Annotated in this window: 17 protein-coding genes; 7 read left to right on the top strand and 10 right to left on the bottom strand. The window is 64.3% G+C overall.

The features are described 5' to 3' along the window. Positions 1–4: 4 nt before the first annotated feature. Positions 5–1,771 (bottom strand): isocitrate dehydrogenase (NADP(+)), encoded by a 1,767-nt coding sequence (gene icd, locus BMZ48_RS05910; RefSeq protein ID WP_091532867.1) that lies wholly within the window; start codon positions 1,769–1,771, stop codon positions 5–7. A gap of 117 nt (positions 1,772–1,888) precedes the next feature. On the opposite strand from icd, the gene BMZ48_RS05905 reads away from it, so the two are divergent. Further along, positions 1,889–2,443, top strand: coding sequence for a DJ-1 family glyoxalase III (locus BMZ48_RS05905; RefSeq protein WP_436198141.1), 555 nt, complete (start codon positions 1,889–1,891; stop codon positions 2,441–2,443). Positions 2,444–2,506: 63 nt separating this feature from the next. Here BMZ48_RS05905 and grxD read toward each other — a convergent pair whose 3' ends face one another. Then, positions 2,507–2,836 carry a Grx4 family monothiol glutaredoxin gene (gene grxD, locus BMZ48_RS05900; protein WP_091532865.1) on the bottom strand — a complete coding sequence of 110 codons (330 nt, stop codon included), beginning with the start codon at positions 2,834–2,836 and terminating at the stop codon, positions 2,507–2,509. 195 nt (positions 2,837–3,031) lie between these two features. Here grxD and BMZ48_RS05895 point away from each other — a divergent pair, with 195 nt between their 5' ends. From BMZ48_RS05895 to nadC, 3 genes are all read left to right on the top strand, one after another. Next, complete coding sequence (locus BMZ48_RS05895; RefSeq protein WP_091532864.1) at positions 3,032–3,607, top strand: superoxide dismutase; 576 nt, start codon at positions 3,032–3,034, stop codon at positions 3,605–3,607. 78 nt (positions 3,608–3,685) lie between these two features. Continuing rightward, positions 3,686–4,579: an ornithine carbamoyltransferase gene (gene argF, locus BMZ48_RS05890; RefSeq protein WP_091532863.1), complete on the top strand. Its 894-nt coding sequence runs from the start codon at positions 3,686–3,688 to the stop codon at positions 4,577–4,579. A 13-nt stretch (positions 4,580–4,592) separates the two neighbouring features. Continuing rightward, positions 4,593–5,447 (top strand): carboxylating nicotinate-nucleotide diphosphorylase, encoded by an 855-nt coding sequence (gene nadC / locus BMZ48_RS05885; RefSeq protein ID WP_091532862.1) that lies wholly within the window; start codon positions 4,593–4,595, stop codon positions 5,445–5,447. 10 nt (positions 5,448–5,457) lie between these two features. Here the strand turns inward: nadC and murI are convergent, their stop codons facing one another. Genes murI through BMZ48_RS05850 form a run of 7 tightly spaced genes read right to left on the bottom strand, consistent with a single transcriptional unit; the run spans position 5,458 to position 12,109 of the window. Next, the gene (gene murI / locus BMZ48_RS05880; RefSeq protein WP_091532861.1) at positions 5,458–6,231 is read right to left on the bottom strand and encodes a glutamate racemase; all 774 of its coding nucleotides are present in this window, start codon (positions 6,229–6,231) and stop codon (positions 5,458–5,460) included. Then, positions 6,228–7,040, bottom strand: coding sequence for an alpha/beta fold hydrolase (locus tag BMZ48_RS05875; RefSeq protein ID WP_091532860.1), 813 nt, complete (start codon positions 7,038–7,040; stop codon positions 6,228–6,230). The genes murI and BMZ48_RS05875 overlap by 4 nt, the downstream gene beginning before the upstream one ends. Further along, positions 7,040–8,902 carry a signal peptide peptidase SppA gene (sppA, locus tag BMZ48_RS05870; RefSeq protein WP_091532859.1) on the bottom strand — a complete coding sequence of 621 codons (1,863 nt, stop codon included), beginning with the start codon at positions 8,900–8,902 and terminating at the stop codon, positions 7,040–7,042. Before sppA ends, BMZ48_RS05875 begins: the two co-directional genes overlap by 1 nt. A gap of 38 nt (positions 8,903–8,940) precedes the next feature. Continuing rightward, positions 8,941–10,062 carry a beta-ketoacyl-ACP synthase III gene (locus tag BMZ48_RS05865; protein WP_091532858.1) on the bottom strand — a complete coding sequence of 374 codons (1,122 nt, stop codon included), beginning with the start codon at positions 10,060–10,062 and terminating at the stop codon, positions 8,941–8,943. Between the two features lie 52 nt (positions 10,063–10,114). Continuing rightward, entirely contained in the window at positions 10,115–11,524 is a 1,410-nt protein-coding gene (locus tag BMZ48_RS05860; protein ID WP_091532857.1) for a prolyl oligopeptidase family serine peptidase, read from the bottom strand. Between the two features lie 4 nt (positions 11,525–11,528). Next, positions 11,529–11,825 (bottom strand): hypothetical protein, encoded by a 297-nt coding sequence (locus BMZ48_RS05855; protein ID WP_091532856.1) that lies wholly within the window; start codon positions 11,823–11,825, stop codon positions 11,529–11,531. Beyond that, positions 11,822–12,109: a hypothetical protein gene (locus BMZ48_RS05850; RefSeq protein WP_091532855.1), complete on the bottom strand. Its 288-nt coding sequence runs from the start codon at positions 12,107–12,109 to the stop codon at positions 11,822–11,824. The genes BMZ48_RS05855 and BMZ48_RS05850 overlap by 4 nt, the downstream gene beginning before the upstream one ends. A 29-nt stretch (positions 12,110–12,138) precedes the next feature. Here BMZ48_RS05850 and BMZ48_RS05845 point away from each other — a divergent pair, with 29 nt between their 5' ends. Both BMZ48_RS05845 and BMZ48_RS05840 read left to right on the top strand, forming a co-directional pair. Next, positions 12,139–12,639, top strand: coding sequence for an alpha/beta fold hydrolase (locus tag BMZ48_RS05845; RefSeq protein ID WP_091532854.1), 501 nt, complete (start codon positions 12,139–12,141; stop codon positions 12,637–12,639). Then, on the top strand, positions 12,639–13,109 hold the full coding sequence (locus BMZ48_RS05840; RefSeq protein WP_091532853.1) for a DUF3293 domain-containing protein: 471 nt from the start codon (positions 12,639–12,641) through the stop codon (positions 13,107–13,109). The genes BMZ48_RS05845 and BMZ48_RS05840 overlap by 1 nt, the downstream gene beginning before the upstream one ends. Positions 13,110–13,131: 22 nt before the next feature. On the opposite strand, the gene BMZ48_RS05835 is transcribed toward BMZ48_RS05840, so the two are convergent. After that, a complete protein-coding gene (locus BMZ48_RS05835) occupies positions 13,132–13,584 on the bottom strand; it encodes an acyl-CoA thioesterase (RefSeq protein ID WP_091532851.1) in 453 nt (150 codons plus the stop codon). A 117-nt stretch (positions 13,585–13,701) separates the two neighbouring features. Here BMZ48_RS05835 and BMZ48_RS05830 point away from each other — a divergent pair, with 117 nt between their 5' ends. Next, complete coding sequence (locus BMZ48_RS05830) at positions 13,702–14,166, top strand: SUF system Fe-S cluster assembly regulator (RefSeq protein WP_091532849.1); 465 nt, start codon at positions 13,702–13,704, stop codon at positions 14,164–14,166.

Genomic DNA, 14,166 nt, shown 5'->3' with positions numbered 1-14,166 from the left:
GTGGTCACTCCTGGGCCCAGGCGAACTTCTCCACCGCGTTGAAGATATCGGTCTCGGTGACGATGCCGATGATCTTGCCACCCTGCTCGACCGTGAAACGGCTGAAGTTGGAGCTGGAGATCTTGGCGGCCGCCTCGCGGATGCTCATCTCCGCCGGGACCGACACCACCGGCCGCGTGCAAATCTCCTTGACCCGTGTCGTCGCCGGATTTTTGCCGGGATGCACGATCTTGGCGACGATGTCGCGACGCGTGACGATGCCCCACTCGCCCTGCTCATTGGGCTCGACGACGACCGAGCTGATGTCATTGTCGGCCATCACATGCATCGCGCTTTCGACGGTCTCGTTATCGCTCACCGTGATCAGCGATCGCGTCATCAGATCGGCGACGGTCGTCGGCACACGTCCGGTCTCGATCATTTCCTCGAACGGTTGCAGCAGGCGACGGATCTCGCGCTGCTTGCGCTCCTTGGCGAGCCGCGCCTGCTGCGCCTTGCGCTTGGCTTCGAGATCGACGCCGCCCTCGATGCGCTCGATCAGCGCGTCGGCGAACTGCGATGTACCGACTTCGGTCGCGCCTTCGATCTGGCGCGCGAAATCGTAGGTCACGATGCCGTCCGATACGACTTCCGGATAGACCAGCGTGATCAGGTCCGCAGCCTCCTTCCAGCCCATGTACTCGAGCATCATCACGCCGGAGAACAGCAAAGAACCCGGATTGACCTTGTTCAAGTTGGCGTACTTGGGCGCAGTGCCGTGTGTGGCCTCGAACACGGCGATGTGATCGGCGATGTTCGCGCCGGGCGCGATGCCCACCCCGCCGACTTCCGCAGCGATCGCATCGGAGAGGTAATCGCCATTGAGGTTCATCGTCGCGATCACGTCGAACTCCTCGGGACGCAGCAGCATCATCTGGAACATGATGTCGGCGATGCGGTCCTTGATGACGATCTTGCCCTCGGGTTGCTTGCCCTTGTATTCGGCGTATAACTGCTCCTCGGTGATGGTGACGCTGCCGAATTCCTCGCGCGCGACCTCGTAGCCCCAGTTCCGGAAAGCGCCTTCCGTGAACTTCATGATGTTGCCTTTGTGCACCAGGGTCACCGATTCACGCCCGTTGTCGATCGCGTACTGGATCGCCTTGCGGATGAGGCGCTTGGAGCCGAATTCGGAAATCGGTTTCACTCCCAGTCCAGCGCCTTCGAAGAACTTGGCCCCCATTTCCTCGCGCAGGAAGCGGGCGAGTTTTTCGTTCTCCGGCGTCCCGGCCTTGTATTCGATGCCCGCGTACACGTCTTCTGTATTCTCGCGGAAGATCACCACATCGACCTTGTCCGGCCGCTTGAGCGGGCTGGGGACACCGGCGTAATGGCGCACGGGGCGCACACAGGCATAAAGGTCGAGCTCCTGGCGCAGCGCCACGTTGAGGCTGCGAAAACCGCCGCCGACCGGCGTCGTCAGTGGTCCCTTGATCGAGACCACCAGATCCTTGAGCACCTCCAGCGTCTCATCCGGGCAGTAGTTGCCGTCGTAGAGACTCGCCGCTTTCTCGCCGAGGAAGGTTTCGCACCAGTGAATCTTGCGTCTGCCGCCGTAGGCCTTGGCAACGGCCGCATCCCAGACGCGCAGGCAGGCCTTGGTGATGTCTGGCCCGATGCCATCGCCCTCCACGTAGCCGATGATCGGGTTGTCGGGCACATGCAGCTTGCCGTTGCGGATGGTGATCTTCTCGCCGGTCGAGGGAATCTTGATATGGCGGTAGGCGGACATGCGAAAGAGTCTCCGGTTCTTCTACTCTGGGATTCGGCACGAATTCTACGCCCGTTTGCCTGGGCGTAGTGACGCCATTGCCGCAATGGCATAACGTGTATCCAAACCTGCGGGGGAATTCCCATGAATGCGTTGATCCCGGTTGCCGATGGATCGGAGTCGCTGGAAACGGTCACCATCGTCAATTTACTGCGCCGTGCAGACGTCGCAGTGACAGTGGCGAGCATCGGGTCAGACCGCACGATCAATGCGACCCGCGGCCTCGTCCTAGTCGCCGATGCCCGGCTTGAGGCGGTGCTGGATCAGAGCTTCGATCTGATCGCCTTGCCTGGCGGCGAGGCGGGAGCGCGTGCGCTCGGCGCCTGCATGCCGTTGATCGAGAAGCTCAAGGCCCAGCGTCGCGCCCATCGCTGGTACGCCGGAATTTGCGCAGCACCGGCGCTGGCGCTCTCGCCACACGGGCTGCTCGATGGCAAGCAGGCCACCTGCTACCCGGCGTTTCGCGACGCGCTGCTGCACTATGTGAACCGGCCGGTCGTCGTCGACGGTCACTGCATCACGAGCCAAGGGCCGGCAACGGCCGTGGCCTTCGGTTTGCAGCTGATCGAGGCACTGTGCGGTACGGCTCGCCGCCGCCAGGTAGCCGAAGCCCTGCTCTACCCCGGCCCGTAGCGCCCAAGGCAGCGCCAAGCAAAAGCGCCCGCTGTGCGGGCGCTGGATCTGCAGATCGGAAGATCAGGCGGCTTTCTTTTCGCCAACTGCCTCCTTGAGCATCTTCTGAAGCTCACCGGACTGGTACAGGTCGAGCGTGATGTCGCATCCACCGATCAGCTCGCCCTTTACATACAGCTGCGGGAACGTCGGCCAGTTGGCGAACTTGGGCAAGGCGCGGTAGATCTCCTCGTCCTCATAGACGTTGACGTAGGCGAACGGCACGTCACAGGCCTTGATCGCCTGTACGGCGCGCGCAGAAAACCCGCATTGCGGGAAGTCCGGCGTTCCTTTCATGTAGATAATGATCGGGTTTTCAGTGACTTGTTTCTTGATGCGCTCGAGTGCATCCATCGAGGTCTCCACCAGCGGAGTGTGAACGGCGGCGGATTATACGCGTCATGACGGCGTAAGGGTGAACGATCCGGTGAGAACGGCACGAGACCGCGGACCGGTGCTATTGAAATCTGCCGCCGCCCTAGCCTATTTTGTTTCCCCCTTTGCACCCCGCAGCAAGCGCAAGCTGCAAGCCAGACGAGGACAATCACAATGGCACTGACGCTCCCCGAACTTCCGTACCCCCGCGACGCGCTCGCCCCGCACATGTCGGCCGAGACGCTCGATTATCACTACGGCAAGCATCACAAGGCCTATGTCGACAACGGCAACAAGCTGATTGCCGGCACCGAATTCGAGAACATGCGCCTTGAGGACATCGTCATGAAGTCCTCCGGCAAGATCTTCAACAACGCCGCCCAGGTGTGGAACCACACGTTCTTCTGGAACTGCCTGACGCCCAAGCAGACGCCGCCGGGCAAGAAACTCAGCGACGCACTGGTCAAAGCCTTCGGCGGGATCGACGATTTCAAGAAGCACTTCACCGAACAGGCGATCGGGAATTTCGGCTCCGGCTGGACCTGGCTGGTCAAGAACACCGATGGCACCCTTGCCGTGGTCAACACCTCGAATGCCGGCACACCCCTGACCGAGGGCAAGAAACCGCTGCTGACCTGCGACGTCTGGGAGCACGCCTATTACATCGATTACCGCAACGCACGTCCGAGCTATCTCGAGCACTTCTGGGCGTTGGTAAACTGGGAATTCGTCGAGAAGAATCTCGGCTAGTTCGATTGCCGGTTCTCGCCAGCCGGAGTACATCCGGGCCGCGCACCGCGCGGCCCTTTTCGTTTGGGAGCCACGTACATGGTGCGGCATTTCCTGCGACTCTCCGATCTCTCGGCCACCGAAGCGCGCGCCGTGGTCGAACGCGCGATGGCGCTGCGAGCGCATCGCGATCCGGCCTATCGACCATTCGTCGGCAAGACGCTGGCGATGATTTTCACGAAGAACTCAACCCGGACCCGGGTCAGCTTCGAGGCCGGCATGGCCAGATTCGGTGGACATGCCATGTTCCTGCACGCCGGCACCACCCAGCTCGGCCGCGACGAGCCCATCGCCGACACCGCGCGTGTGCTCTCACGCATGTGCGATGCGATCATGATCCGCAACGACTCGCAGGCCGACCAGGAAACCCTGGCGGCACATTCCCGCGTACCCGTGATCAATGGTTTGTCCGACCGGCACCATCCCTGCCAGCTGCTCGCCGATCTGCAGTGCTGGTTCGAACACCGCGGTGATCCGCGCGGCAAGATTGCGGCCTGGATCGGTGACGGCAACAACGTTTGTCACTCCTGGATCGAGGCCGCTGCCCTGTTCGGCTTTTCCCTGCGCATCGCCACCCCCAAAGGTTACGAACCCGACCCGGCAGTGGTGGCATCGGCAGGACGCTGCATCGAGCTGTGTACCGATCCTGTGGCCGCGGCCAGCGGCGCCGATCTCATCGTCACCGACACCTGGACCAGCATGGGGCAGGAGGCGGAAACCCACAAACGCCTGGCCGCGTTTGCCGGTTATCAGGTTGATCGCGCGCTGATGGCGCATGCCAAACCGGATGCGATCTTCATGCACTGCTTGCCGGCGCATCGCGGCGAAGAAGTTTCCGCCGAGGTCATCGACGGACCGCAATCCGTCGTCTGGGACGAAGCGGAAAACCGTCTCTGGGCGCAGATGGCGCTGCTCGAATTCCTGTGGGCATGAAGGAATCAACCCCATGCAGCTCCCGGCATACGTCAACGACATCACCGAAACCGTGGCGCGAGCGCTCGCCGAGGACATCGGCAGCGGCGACGTGACGGCAAGGCTCGTCGCCGCAGACCAGCAGGCACGGGCCCACATCATCGCGCGCGAAAGCGCGGTGATCTGCGGCCGGCCATGGGTCGAGGAGGTGTTCCGCCAGATCGACCCGACGGTGGCGCTTAAGTGGCGGGTCGCCGAAGGTGGCCGCGTGCATGCCGGCCAATCGGTGCTGTCGATGAGCGGACCGGCCCGCGCACTGCTCACCGGCGAGCGGACAGCGCTCAACTTCCTGCAGACACTCTCCGGCACGGCGACAGCGGTGGCGCGTTATGTCGATGCCGTCGCCGGCACCGCCTGCCGCATCGCCGACACGCGCAAGACCCTGCCCGGATTGCGCAACGCGCAGAAATACGCAGTGCTCTGCGGCGGCGGCGTCAACCACCGCATCGGCCTTTATGACGGCATCCTGATCAAGGAGAACCACATCGCCGCAGCTGGCGGCATCACGCAGGCGATCGCGCAGGCGCGTGCGCTGAATGCCGGCGTGCCACTGATGACCGAGGCCGAGAACCTCGACGAAGTCCGCGCCGCGCTCGCGGCGGACGTCGATCTGCTGCTCGTGGATGATTTTTCCATCGACGATCTGCGGGCCGCGGTACGCCTGACTCAAGCGCACCGCGCTGTCGGCGGCCGCACGCTGATCGAGTATTCCGGAGGAGCGACGCTGGAGCGCATCCGCGAACTGGCCGAAACCGGGGTCGATCGCATCTCGGTCGGTGCCATCACCAAGCATCTGCGCGCCATCGATCTGTCGATGCGCTTCTACTAGCGAATCCCGCCTAGCCCCCGCATCCATCGTCCTCGGGCAGCAGCAGCCGGCGCAGACGCGCGAAAGCCGCGGCATCGCCGCTCGTGTGCCATGCGATGGTACCCAGGCGCTGCGCACCGACGAGCACGCCTTGGCGTTCGAGCAGGCGCTGCGTCTGCCGGGCGACGGCCTCACCGGTATCGAGCAGGGTGACCGCGGGTCCGACGACATCCTGGATCAGCGGACGCAGGAACGGATAATGCGTGCACCCGAGGACGAGCACATCCGCCCGCTGCGCCAGCAATGGTCTGGTATAGCGCTCCACCAGTGCGCGGGTCTGCGGACCGTCGAGGTCTCCGTATTCGACCTGCTCGACGAGCCCAGGGCACGGTTGCGTGATCACACGCACGCCTCCGGCATGCTGGGCGAGCAGGCGATGGAATTTCTCGCCGGCGAGTGCGGCGCCGGTGGCCAGCACCCCGACCACCCCGGTGCGCGTCAAGGCCACAGCCGGTTTGACCGCCGGCTCCATGCCGACGAAAGACAGCGGATAGGTCGCGCGCAAGTGCTCGACGGCCGCAATCGTCGCGGTATTGCAGGCGACGACGATCAATCGCGCACCCTGGGCGATGAGAAATTCGGTGATCGCCGTGCTCCGCGCAAGGATTTGCTCGCGCGGCTTGCCACCATAGGGGCAATGCGCACTGTCGGCGTAGTAGATCAAATCCTCCGCTGGCAGCAGACGGCGAATCTCGCGCAGGACCGAAATCCCACCGACACCGGAATCGAAAATCCCGATGCTCACGCCGCGACCCCGGGGCGGGATTGCAGCGCAGAGCCGCGCAGGAATCGCTCGAGAACGGCGTTGAACGCTTCGGGTTGCTCCATGGGCAAGCCGTGATGCGCACCCTTGAACAGATGGAGCCGGCCACGCGGCAAGGCATGGGCGAATTTCACCGTCTCATCGTGCCCGAAATAATCATGCTCGGATGCGGCGACGAGCACCGGCAGGGTCAACTCCGGCAGGCGCTCGATCACCGACCAGCGTCCCAGCGCGAGCAGCGCTCCCAGATATGCGCGGCGCGTGTTGCGCGCACCGCGCTCGATGTGCCGGGCACGCCGTGCGGCCAGCGCATCACCAGGAAACATGCGCGCCGCACTGATGCGCGCAAGCCGCGCCGGACCCAGCAATCCCATCGCCAGCAGGCGGTACGCAAATTCAAAATGGTGGCGCAGGGATTGCGGCCGAAAACTCGGCGCGCTGTTGGCGATGACCAGACGCTCGATGCGCTGCGGCTGGGCCAGCGTCAGCGTCAGAGCCACCGCACCGCCCATCGAATGGCCGACGAGACAGCAGGAGCCGACACCGACCGCATCGAGAAAAGCGCGCACATCCGCGGCAAACCGCATAACGTCGAACCGCCGGTGGCCGGCGCCGCTTAATCCAAAGCCGCGCAAATCCGGAGCAAGTACGCGCCAGGCGCCTGCGAAATGCGGAATCTGGTATTCCCAATCTTCGGCGCTACCCCCCAATCCGTGCAGAAAAACCAGAGGGGGACCGCAACCGGCCTCCACGTAGTGCATCTCGAAATCATCGACACGGACCCGCGGCATCAACGTCCCCGGCCGCTGGACACGGTGCAGAAACAGTGCGCATAGACGCCACGCGGGTCGTTGAAGACGGCCAACACACGCTCAAGATCGGTACGCGCGCGCAGCCGATCGAGCCACTGCGCGACGCCTGGCACCAGTTCGACACGGATACGACCCGAAAACTGCGACAGCAGCACGGAGACAAAATCGTGTTGTGGCCGACGTTCGTCGAGCTGGTACTGCCCCGGCTCGAGCCCGGCGAGCTGCGCGGCGGCGTCGGCGGCCTCGCGCAGTCCTCCGATGTGATCGATTAGCCCGAGCCGGTAGGCATCGGCACCACTCCAGACACGGCCGCGGGCGAGCGCATCGACCTTCTCCACCGGCAGTTTGCGCGCATTGGCGACGCCGGAAATGAAATCGCGGTATATTTTTTCGATGCTCGCCTGGACGATCGCCGCCACATCGGGGGTCAGCGGACGGTCGATCCGGAACGCACCGGCCAGCGGCGTCGTGCCCACACCGTCGGTGTGTATGCCGATCTTCGCCAGCGTCCGATCCAGGGTCGGGATCAGGCCGAAAACGCCGATCGAGCCGGTGATCGTCGTGTCATGGCCCCAGATCTGGTCGGCATCCATCGCCACCCAGTATCCACCGCTTGCCGCGACGGTGGACATCGACGCGACGACCGGCTTGCCTTCGGCGCGCAGGTTTTGCACACCCCGGCGGATCTGTTCGGCAGCCCAAACACTGCCCCCCGGCGAATCGATGCGCAGCACGACGGCGGCGACCTGCGGATCGCGGCGCACCTCGTCGAGCAGGTCGAAGATCGTGTCGCCACCGGCCTGGCCGATCTGGCCAGGCCCATCGACGATCTCGCCCTGAACGACCACCAACGCCACTTTGCGCTGGTCACGATCGGCCTTGTGCACGCGCTTTTCGCGCTCCACCGCCGCGAGGTAATCCAGATAATGGATCTGGCGGAAACTGCCATGCTCCTCGCTCATGCCGACGATCTCGCCGATGCGCTTGCGAAATGCGGTAAGCGTCTCAAGATGCGTCACCAGACCGCGGTCGCGCGCATAGGCGGCGGCGTCGCCACCGGCGGCCACCATGCCCTCGCGCAGGCCGTTGACGTAATCATCCGCGATGGTGGCCGGCAGGCCGCGTCCTTGCGCCACCGCCTTGCCGTAGGCCGTCCATAAATCCCCGAGCCAGTCCAGATTGGCGGCGCGGGCCTCCGCCGACATGTCATTGCGGGTGAATGGCTCGACCGCCGACTTGTACTCGCCGACACGGAATACGTGCATGTCCACACCGAGCTTGTCCAGGGCCTCCCGGTAATAGTTGTTGTAGAGGCTGAAGCCTTCGACATAGACGATGCCATAGGGGTCGAGCACCACTTCGTCGGCCTGTGCGGCTGCGTAGTAGTGCATCTGCTCGTACCACGGCCCCCACGCCACGATTTTCTTGCCGGCGGCCTGGAACCGCGCCATCGCCGCGCGGAGCTCGTCGAGCTGGGCCAGGCCGGCGTCCCACAATCCATCGAGCCTGAGCACGGCAAGCGCGATACGGTCATCCTCGCGCGCGGTATCGAGCGCATCGATCAACTCTCGCAGGCTCGACTGCGAGGGCGGCTCGCCGCTCAAATCCTCCAGAAAACGCTGTCCGGGATCTTCGTTGATCTGCTCGACCAGAACGCCGGTCGGCGCCAGCACCAGGGCGATGTTGTCCTCGACGGCCACCGGCTTGCCGCCACGCCAGGCCATCCAGACCAGCGCCAGCGACACGAGGATGACGATGACGACCATGATCCGGTAGATCGCGACGATGGCGCTCCACACCCATGCGAAGGCGCGACGCAGCGGGGATTTCGACTCACTCATGTTTGGAACGTTGATTCAAGGATGGGTCGATTCAAAGGTTAGATGCGCTTCATGACCACCGAACCGGCCGAATAGCCCGCGCCGAAGGCGCAGAGCACCGCAACCTCACCGGACTGAAGATCCTCGTGGTACTTGTGAAAAGCGATCACCGATCCGGCAGAGCTGGTATTCGCATACTCGTCGAGAATCACCGGCGCCTCGTCGGCGTTTGGTTCGCGCCCCAGGACTTTCTTGGCGATCAATTGATTCATCCCCAGATTGGCCTGGTGCAGCCAGAAGCGGCGCACCGCCTTCGGATCGATCCGCAGGTCGGCAAGGTGACCGAGAATCAGCTCCGCGACCAAAGGCACGACTTCCTTGAACACCTTGCGTCCTTCCTGCCGGAACAAGACGTCATCCCAGCTGCGCTGGGGCTGCTCGCAGGCATTGAGGAAACCGAAGTTGTTGCGGATATTGTTCGAGAACTGCGTGCGCAGCCGGGTTCCCAGCACCTCGAAGCACACACGCCCACGCGCCTGTGCGGTCGGCTCGACGACCACCGCCGTGGCCGCATCACCGAAAATGAAATGGCAGTCGCGATTGCGCCAGTTCAAGTGCCCGCTGCAGATCTCCGGACTGATGACCAGCGCGGCGCGGGCATTGCCCATGCGCACGGCATCGACCGCGGCCTGGATCCCGAATGCCGCCGATGCGCAGGCAACGTTCATGTCATAGGCATAGCCGGCGCACCCGAGATGATGCTGGATCTCTACCGCGATCGCCGGATAAGGCCGCTGCAGGTTCGAACAGGCAACGACGGTGAAATCGATGTCGGCAGCCGTGCGTCCGGCGCGCTCCAGCGCCTGACGTGCCGCAATCATGCCCATCTCGCACATCAGCGAGGGTTGGTCATCGCCGCGCAAGGGGATGCGCGGGCGCATGACATCGACATCGAGAATCCCCTCGCGATCGACAACGTAGCGCGCGCGGATACCCGAGGCCTTGACGATGAATTCCGAACTCGAAGCCTGCAGCGGGGCCACATGCCCGGCGGCGATGGCGGCGGCGTTGTCGGCATTGAAGCGCTCGACGTACGCGTTGTAGCAGGCGACCAGCTCGTCGTTGGAGATGGAGTGCGGCGGCGTGTACAGGCCGCTGCCGGTGATGGCGACTGCAGTCATGGGCTTGGCGGAAAACTCAAAATAAGCGGAATCGATCCGCGAGAAGTAAAGTCTACTCCACCATCCAGCCCGCGCCGGCAACGGCCTGACGCAGGACGGCGTGCGGCACCCGCTCATGGCGCACACTCAGGTGCGAACCCTGGTACCAGCTCACACCCACCTGCCAGTGCCGGGCGAGCGCCAGCGCGTGGCTCGGCGGGACCAGCCGGTCACCGGTGGCCGCGAAAATGTGCAGTCGCGACGATCCAATGAGGGGCGGCCGCGCCAGCGGCGACACCGCCGACAGCAGACGGCTGTAGCGGTCCTGGTCGAGTCCGCGGGAGGTGAAATAGCGCAGATGCGTCGGCGGCAGGAAGCGCCACAGCGCCGCTGCGAAATCGGTGACAGGAATACCCGCGACGACGAAATCCAGCCCCTGCTCGTAACCGGCGAGCAAGGCAGCGTTATATCCGCCGAGGGAAACGCCGAACACACCGATCCGTGGCGAGGCTTCCTGGGTCCGCAGCCAGGCCAGGGTGCGCCGCACATCCCAGAGCGTTTGCATCTCTGCAAAAAGCAGGTCGAGCAGATCGCCATCGAGGAACTGGTCGCCGGAGCGCAGCCCCTCGCGCCGCGGCCCGTGCAGGGGCAAGACTGGCTGGATCAGATTGAGTCCCAGACGGTGATGCAGCCAACCCGGCGAAAACAGACTCAGATCCAGCCACGGCACCCCCATGCGATAGCCGTGCAGGCATAGCAACCATGGACGCGGCGGACCTGGATGGCGCAGCAGACGGACATGACAACTGCGGTTGGCCTCATAGCCGAGCCAGCGGTCCGCACCCGGCAGGATCATCGGCGGCACAAATCCGCTGTCGAAACGCAGCACCTCGTAATCGATACCGAAGGTGCGCGCGCGTTCGACGTAGGTTTCATCCGGAGGCGGTGGCGCGGGATGCAGGGACGCCGGATCCGTAACCCAGCCGCGCTCGCGCATCAGCGCCTCGAGACGAATCGATTCCTCGCACATCCGCTCCGCATGCGCACCGCTAGGCACCGTCGCCGTACAGACGAAATAGCCGAGCAAGGCCTCGTCGAGCCCGGCCTTGAAATCCATGGCCACCGACATGTCGGGTGGGGGCACACCGGCATGGCGGGGTTGCCGCTGCAGGCCGATGCGGCCGGCGACGAGCAGGCTCGCCGCGGACATCACCATGCCATAGAAGGCAGCCTCCAGATCGGCGACGATCCATGCCAACGGTGTGGCCAGAATACCGAGCACGGCGCCGCCCCCCATCACACCGAGGACGCGGTCATCCCCGGGCATCAACAACAAGGCGACACCTGAGGCCAGCAACAACGCCCCCGGCCACACCGCCCAGATCCACCAGTCTCCGCCGCCGTGCGCAAGCAGCCAGTACAGGCCCGCCGCGATCGGCATCAGGCCGAGCCATTCCCATTGCCGCGGTGGTGAGAGTTCCATGGTGTCAGGCACGCAAAACGCGCAAAAGCACGAGTGTACCGATCACGAGCGCAAGCAGGCTCGCAGCCTGTGCCGGCCAGCGCCAGCGATGGCGGCGATGCTGGGCCCATAGCGCGGCACCGGCGAACACCGCCAGCACCCAGAACACGCCCGTGACGGTCGCAACCGTCGGCCATTCCGCGCGCATGCGGGGGGAAAGATCGAGGTGCACCGCATACATCAGGCACACGACACCCAGCGTCACCGCCAACGTCGCCGTCAGTGCAAGCACCACGGCATTGAGAATCTGCAGCAGCTTCATCGCCGAGCCCGCCCGCGCCGCGGACCCAGCGGCATCATCTGCCCCACCACTTTCGGACTTCTCAATCCGGTCTTCACCAGCAGTTTCACGAAGGCACGCAAGATACGATCGCGGTTCTTGAACACCGAATCGACCATCGGCACGCGGCGTTCACGGATGGGCGTCACCGTATCGCCCGGTTCGTCTCCGAACTTGAAACTGACCGTGAGCTCGACCTCGAGCGGCTCGCCTTTGCGCAGACGCCGTGACCGCGCAGAATCCGATTCCGCTGGTTTTTTTATCATGCGGCGCACTCAAGCTCCCGAGTCATCTCATGATCGACAGCCTCGTCTGCTTCGCCCACGGCAAGGAAAGCGGCCCCTGGGGGCGCAAAATCCAGCGACTCGCCGACGTCGCCCGCTCGCGCGGCTTCGAGGTCATGAGCCCGGATTATAGTCACACGCACGACCCCAACGCGCGCGTGGCGCAGCTCCTGGCTTTGCGTCCGCAGGCGCGGCGGCTTGTGCTCGCCGGCTCCAGCATGGGGGGCTATGTGTCGGCGATGGCCTGTGCCGATCTTGCGCCGCACGGCCTGTTTTTGATGGCGCCGGCACTCTACTTTCCGGGCTGGGACGCCGAGCCCGAAGGCATTCCCGCGCTCTGCTGCGTGATCCACGGCTGGCACGATGAGATCGTCCCGGTCGAGCGCGCCTTGCGTTTCGCAAAGCGGCACAAGGCGGATTTGCACCTGCTCGATGCCGAGCACACGCTCAATGCGCGTATCGACACCATCGCGCAGATCTTCGACGATTTTCTCGCACGCATGCCGTCGTGATGTGGACATCACTGGAGACGGCTTTTCGCACCGCGCGCTATTACATCGACTGCGGCGAGCGCGCCGTCGAACGTCGCATCGGCATCGTCGATCCGAAAGCCGATGCCGCGCTGCGCCGGGCTGGCTGCCGCCGGTCCTGGGCGGTCATCACGCCCTGCAACCCGGGCTGCCGACGGTTGCGCGACGCCGAGAACGCCCAGCGCCTGCGCCGGCTGTACAGCGAACTCGCGCGCCGCGGCTACTGCCATCGCCCGGCATTCAACTGTGCTGCCGATGGCAGCTGGCCAGAACCGGGGGTTTGTCTGTTCGATATCGAGCACCGGACCGTTGTGCAACTGGCCCGGCGCTTCCGGCAGCTCGCCTATGTCGCCGGCCGGCTGGGCAGCGCACCGGCGCTATATTGGACGCAGGCCTGGTGGATCGCCCGACCATCGTCGGCTCACCAGGACGCCGCGCTCATAAACACTTAAAAAGCCGCGTACCGGATCAGACTCATTTCGGCCAGGGCGCGTAGGCGCGGAATTCCGGTGGCATACGCCGCGGCCGGCCGGTTTTCATGTCGATGCAGACCCATTGCGTCGCCGCGCGCAGTACGGTCTTGCGATCGGAGGCGCGCAGGATCTGGTAACGCCGCCACATCGACAGCCTAAAATCGTTCTCGTGTACCCAGGTGGCCACCCACAGGCGATCGCCGGCAAAGGTCGGCGCAAGATAGTCAAGCTCGTGGCGGCGCGCGACACAGCCGGCACCGAGCCGCTCGTAGGCGGCGAAATCCAGCCCCAGGCTCACCGAATGGCCCCAGGCCACGCGCTCCAGCCACGACAGATAAACCACGTTGTTGGTATGTCCGAAACGGTCCAGATGCTCGGGCCCGACATCCACCACCTCGACGTAAGGACGCTCGACGTCCCACTCCGGTGCCGACGCCAGATCTGTATCGTCCATGCCGATATGGCTCCTTTCTTGGTTCCTCAAATGGATCCCTGATCGCTGATATGCCGCCGTCGATTGCGGCACACGCGCGCGGCGCGTACAATCATTGTGTACCATTTCGGTCCTATTATGCTGAAGCTCAGCAAACTCGCCGACTACGCCACCGTGCTGATGACGCTGATCGCGCGTGATGCCGCGCGCGTACACAGCGGGCTCGAGCTGGCCGAGCGTAGCGGTCTGCCGTCTCCCACTGTCGCCAAACTGCTCAAGGCGTTGGCACGCGGGGGACTGCTGCAGTCACTGCGCGGCGCACACGGCGGGTATCGTCTGGCACGCCCGGCCGAACGTATCAGTGTCGCCGACATCATCGCGGCGCTCGAAGGCCCGATCGGCGTCACCGAGTGTGCCACACACCCGGGCGGCTGCACGCTGGAGTCGGCCTGCAGCACGCGCGCGAACTGGCGTCTGATCAACATCGCCATCCGTCAAGCCCTCGAAGCCGTCACGCTCGCCCAAATGGCTGCACCGCCACCCGCTCGTGCGCGCGCGGAATTCGTGCTGACCTTCCATCGTCCGCCCGCTGACTCTCCATAA

Source organism: Fontimonas thermophila (assembly GCF_900113085.1).
Classification (GTDB): domain Bacteria; phylum Pseudomonadota; class Gammaproteobacteria; order Nevskiales; family Nevskiaceae; genus Solimonas; species Solimonas thermophila.
This window is presented reverse-complemented; position numbering and strand designations above follow the sequence as displayed.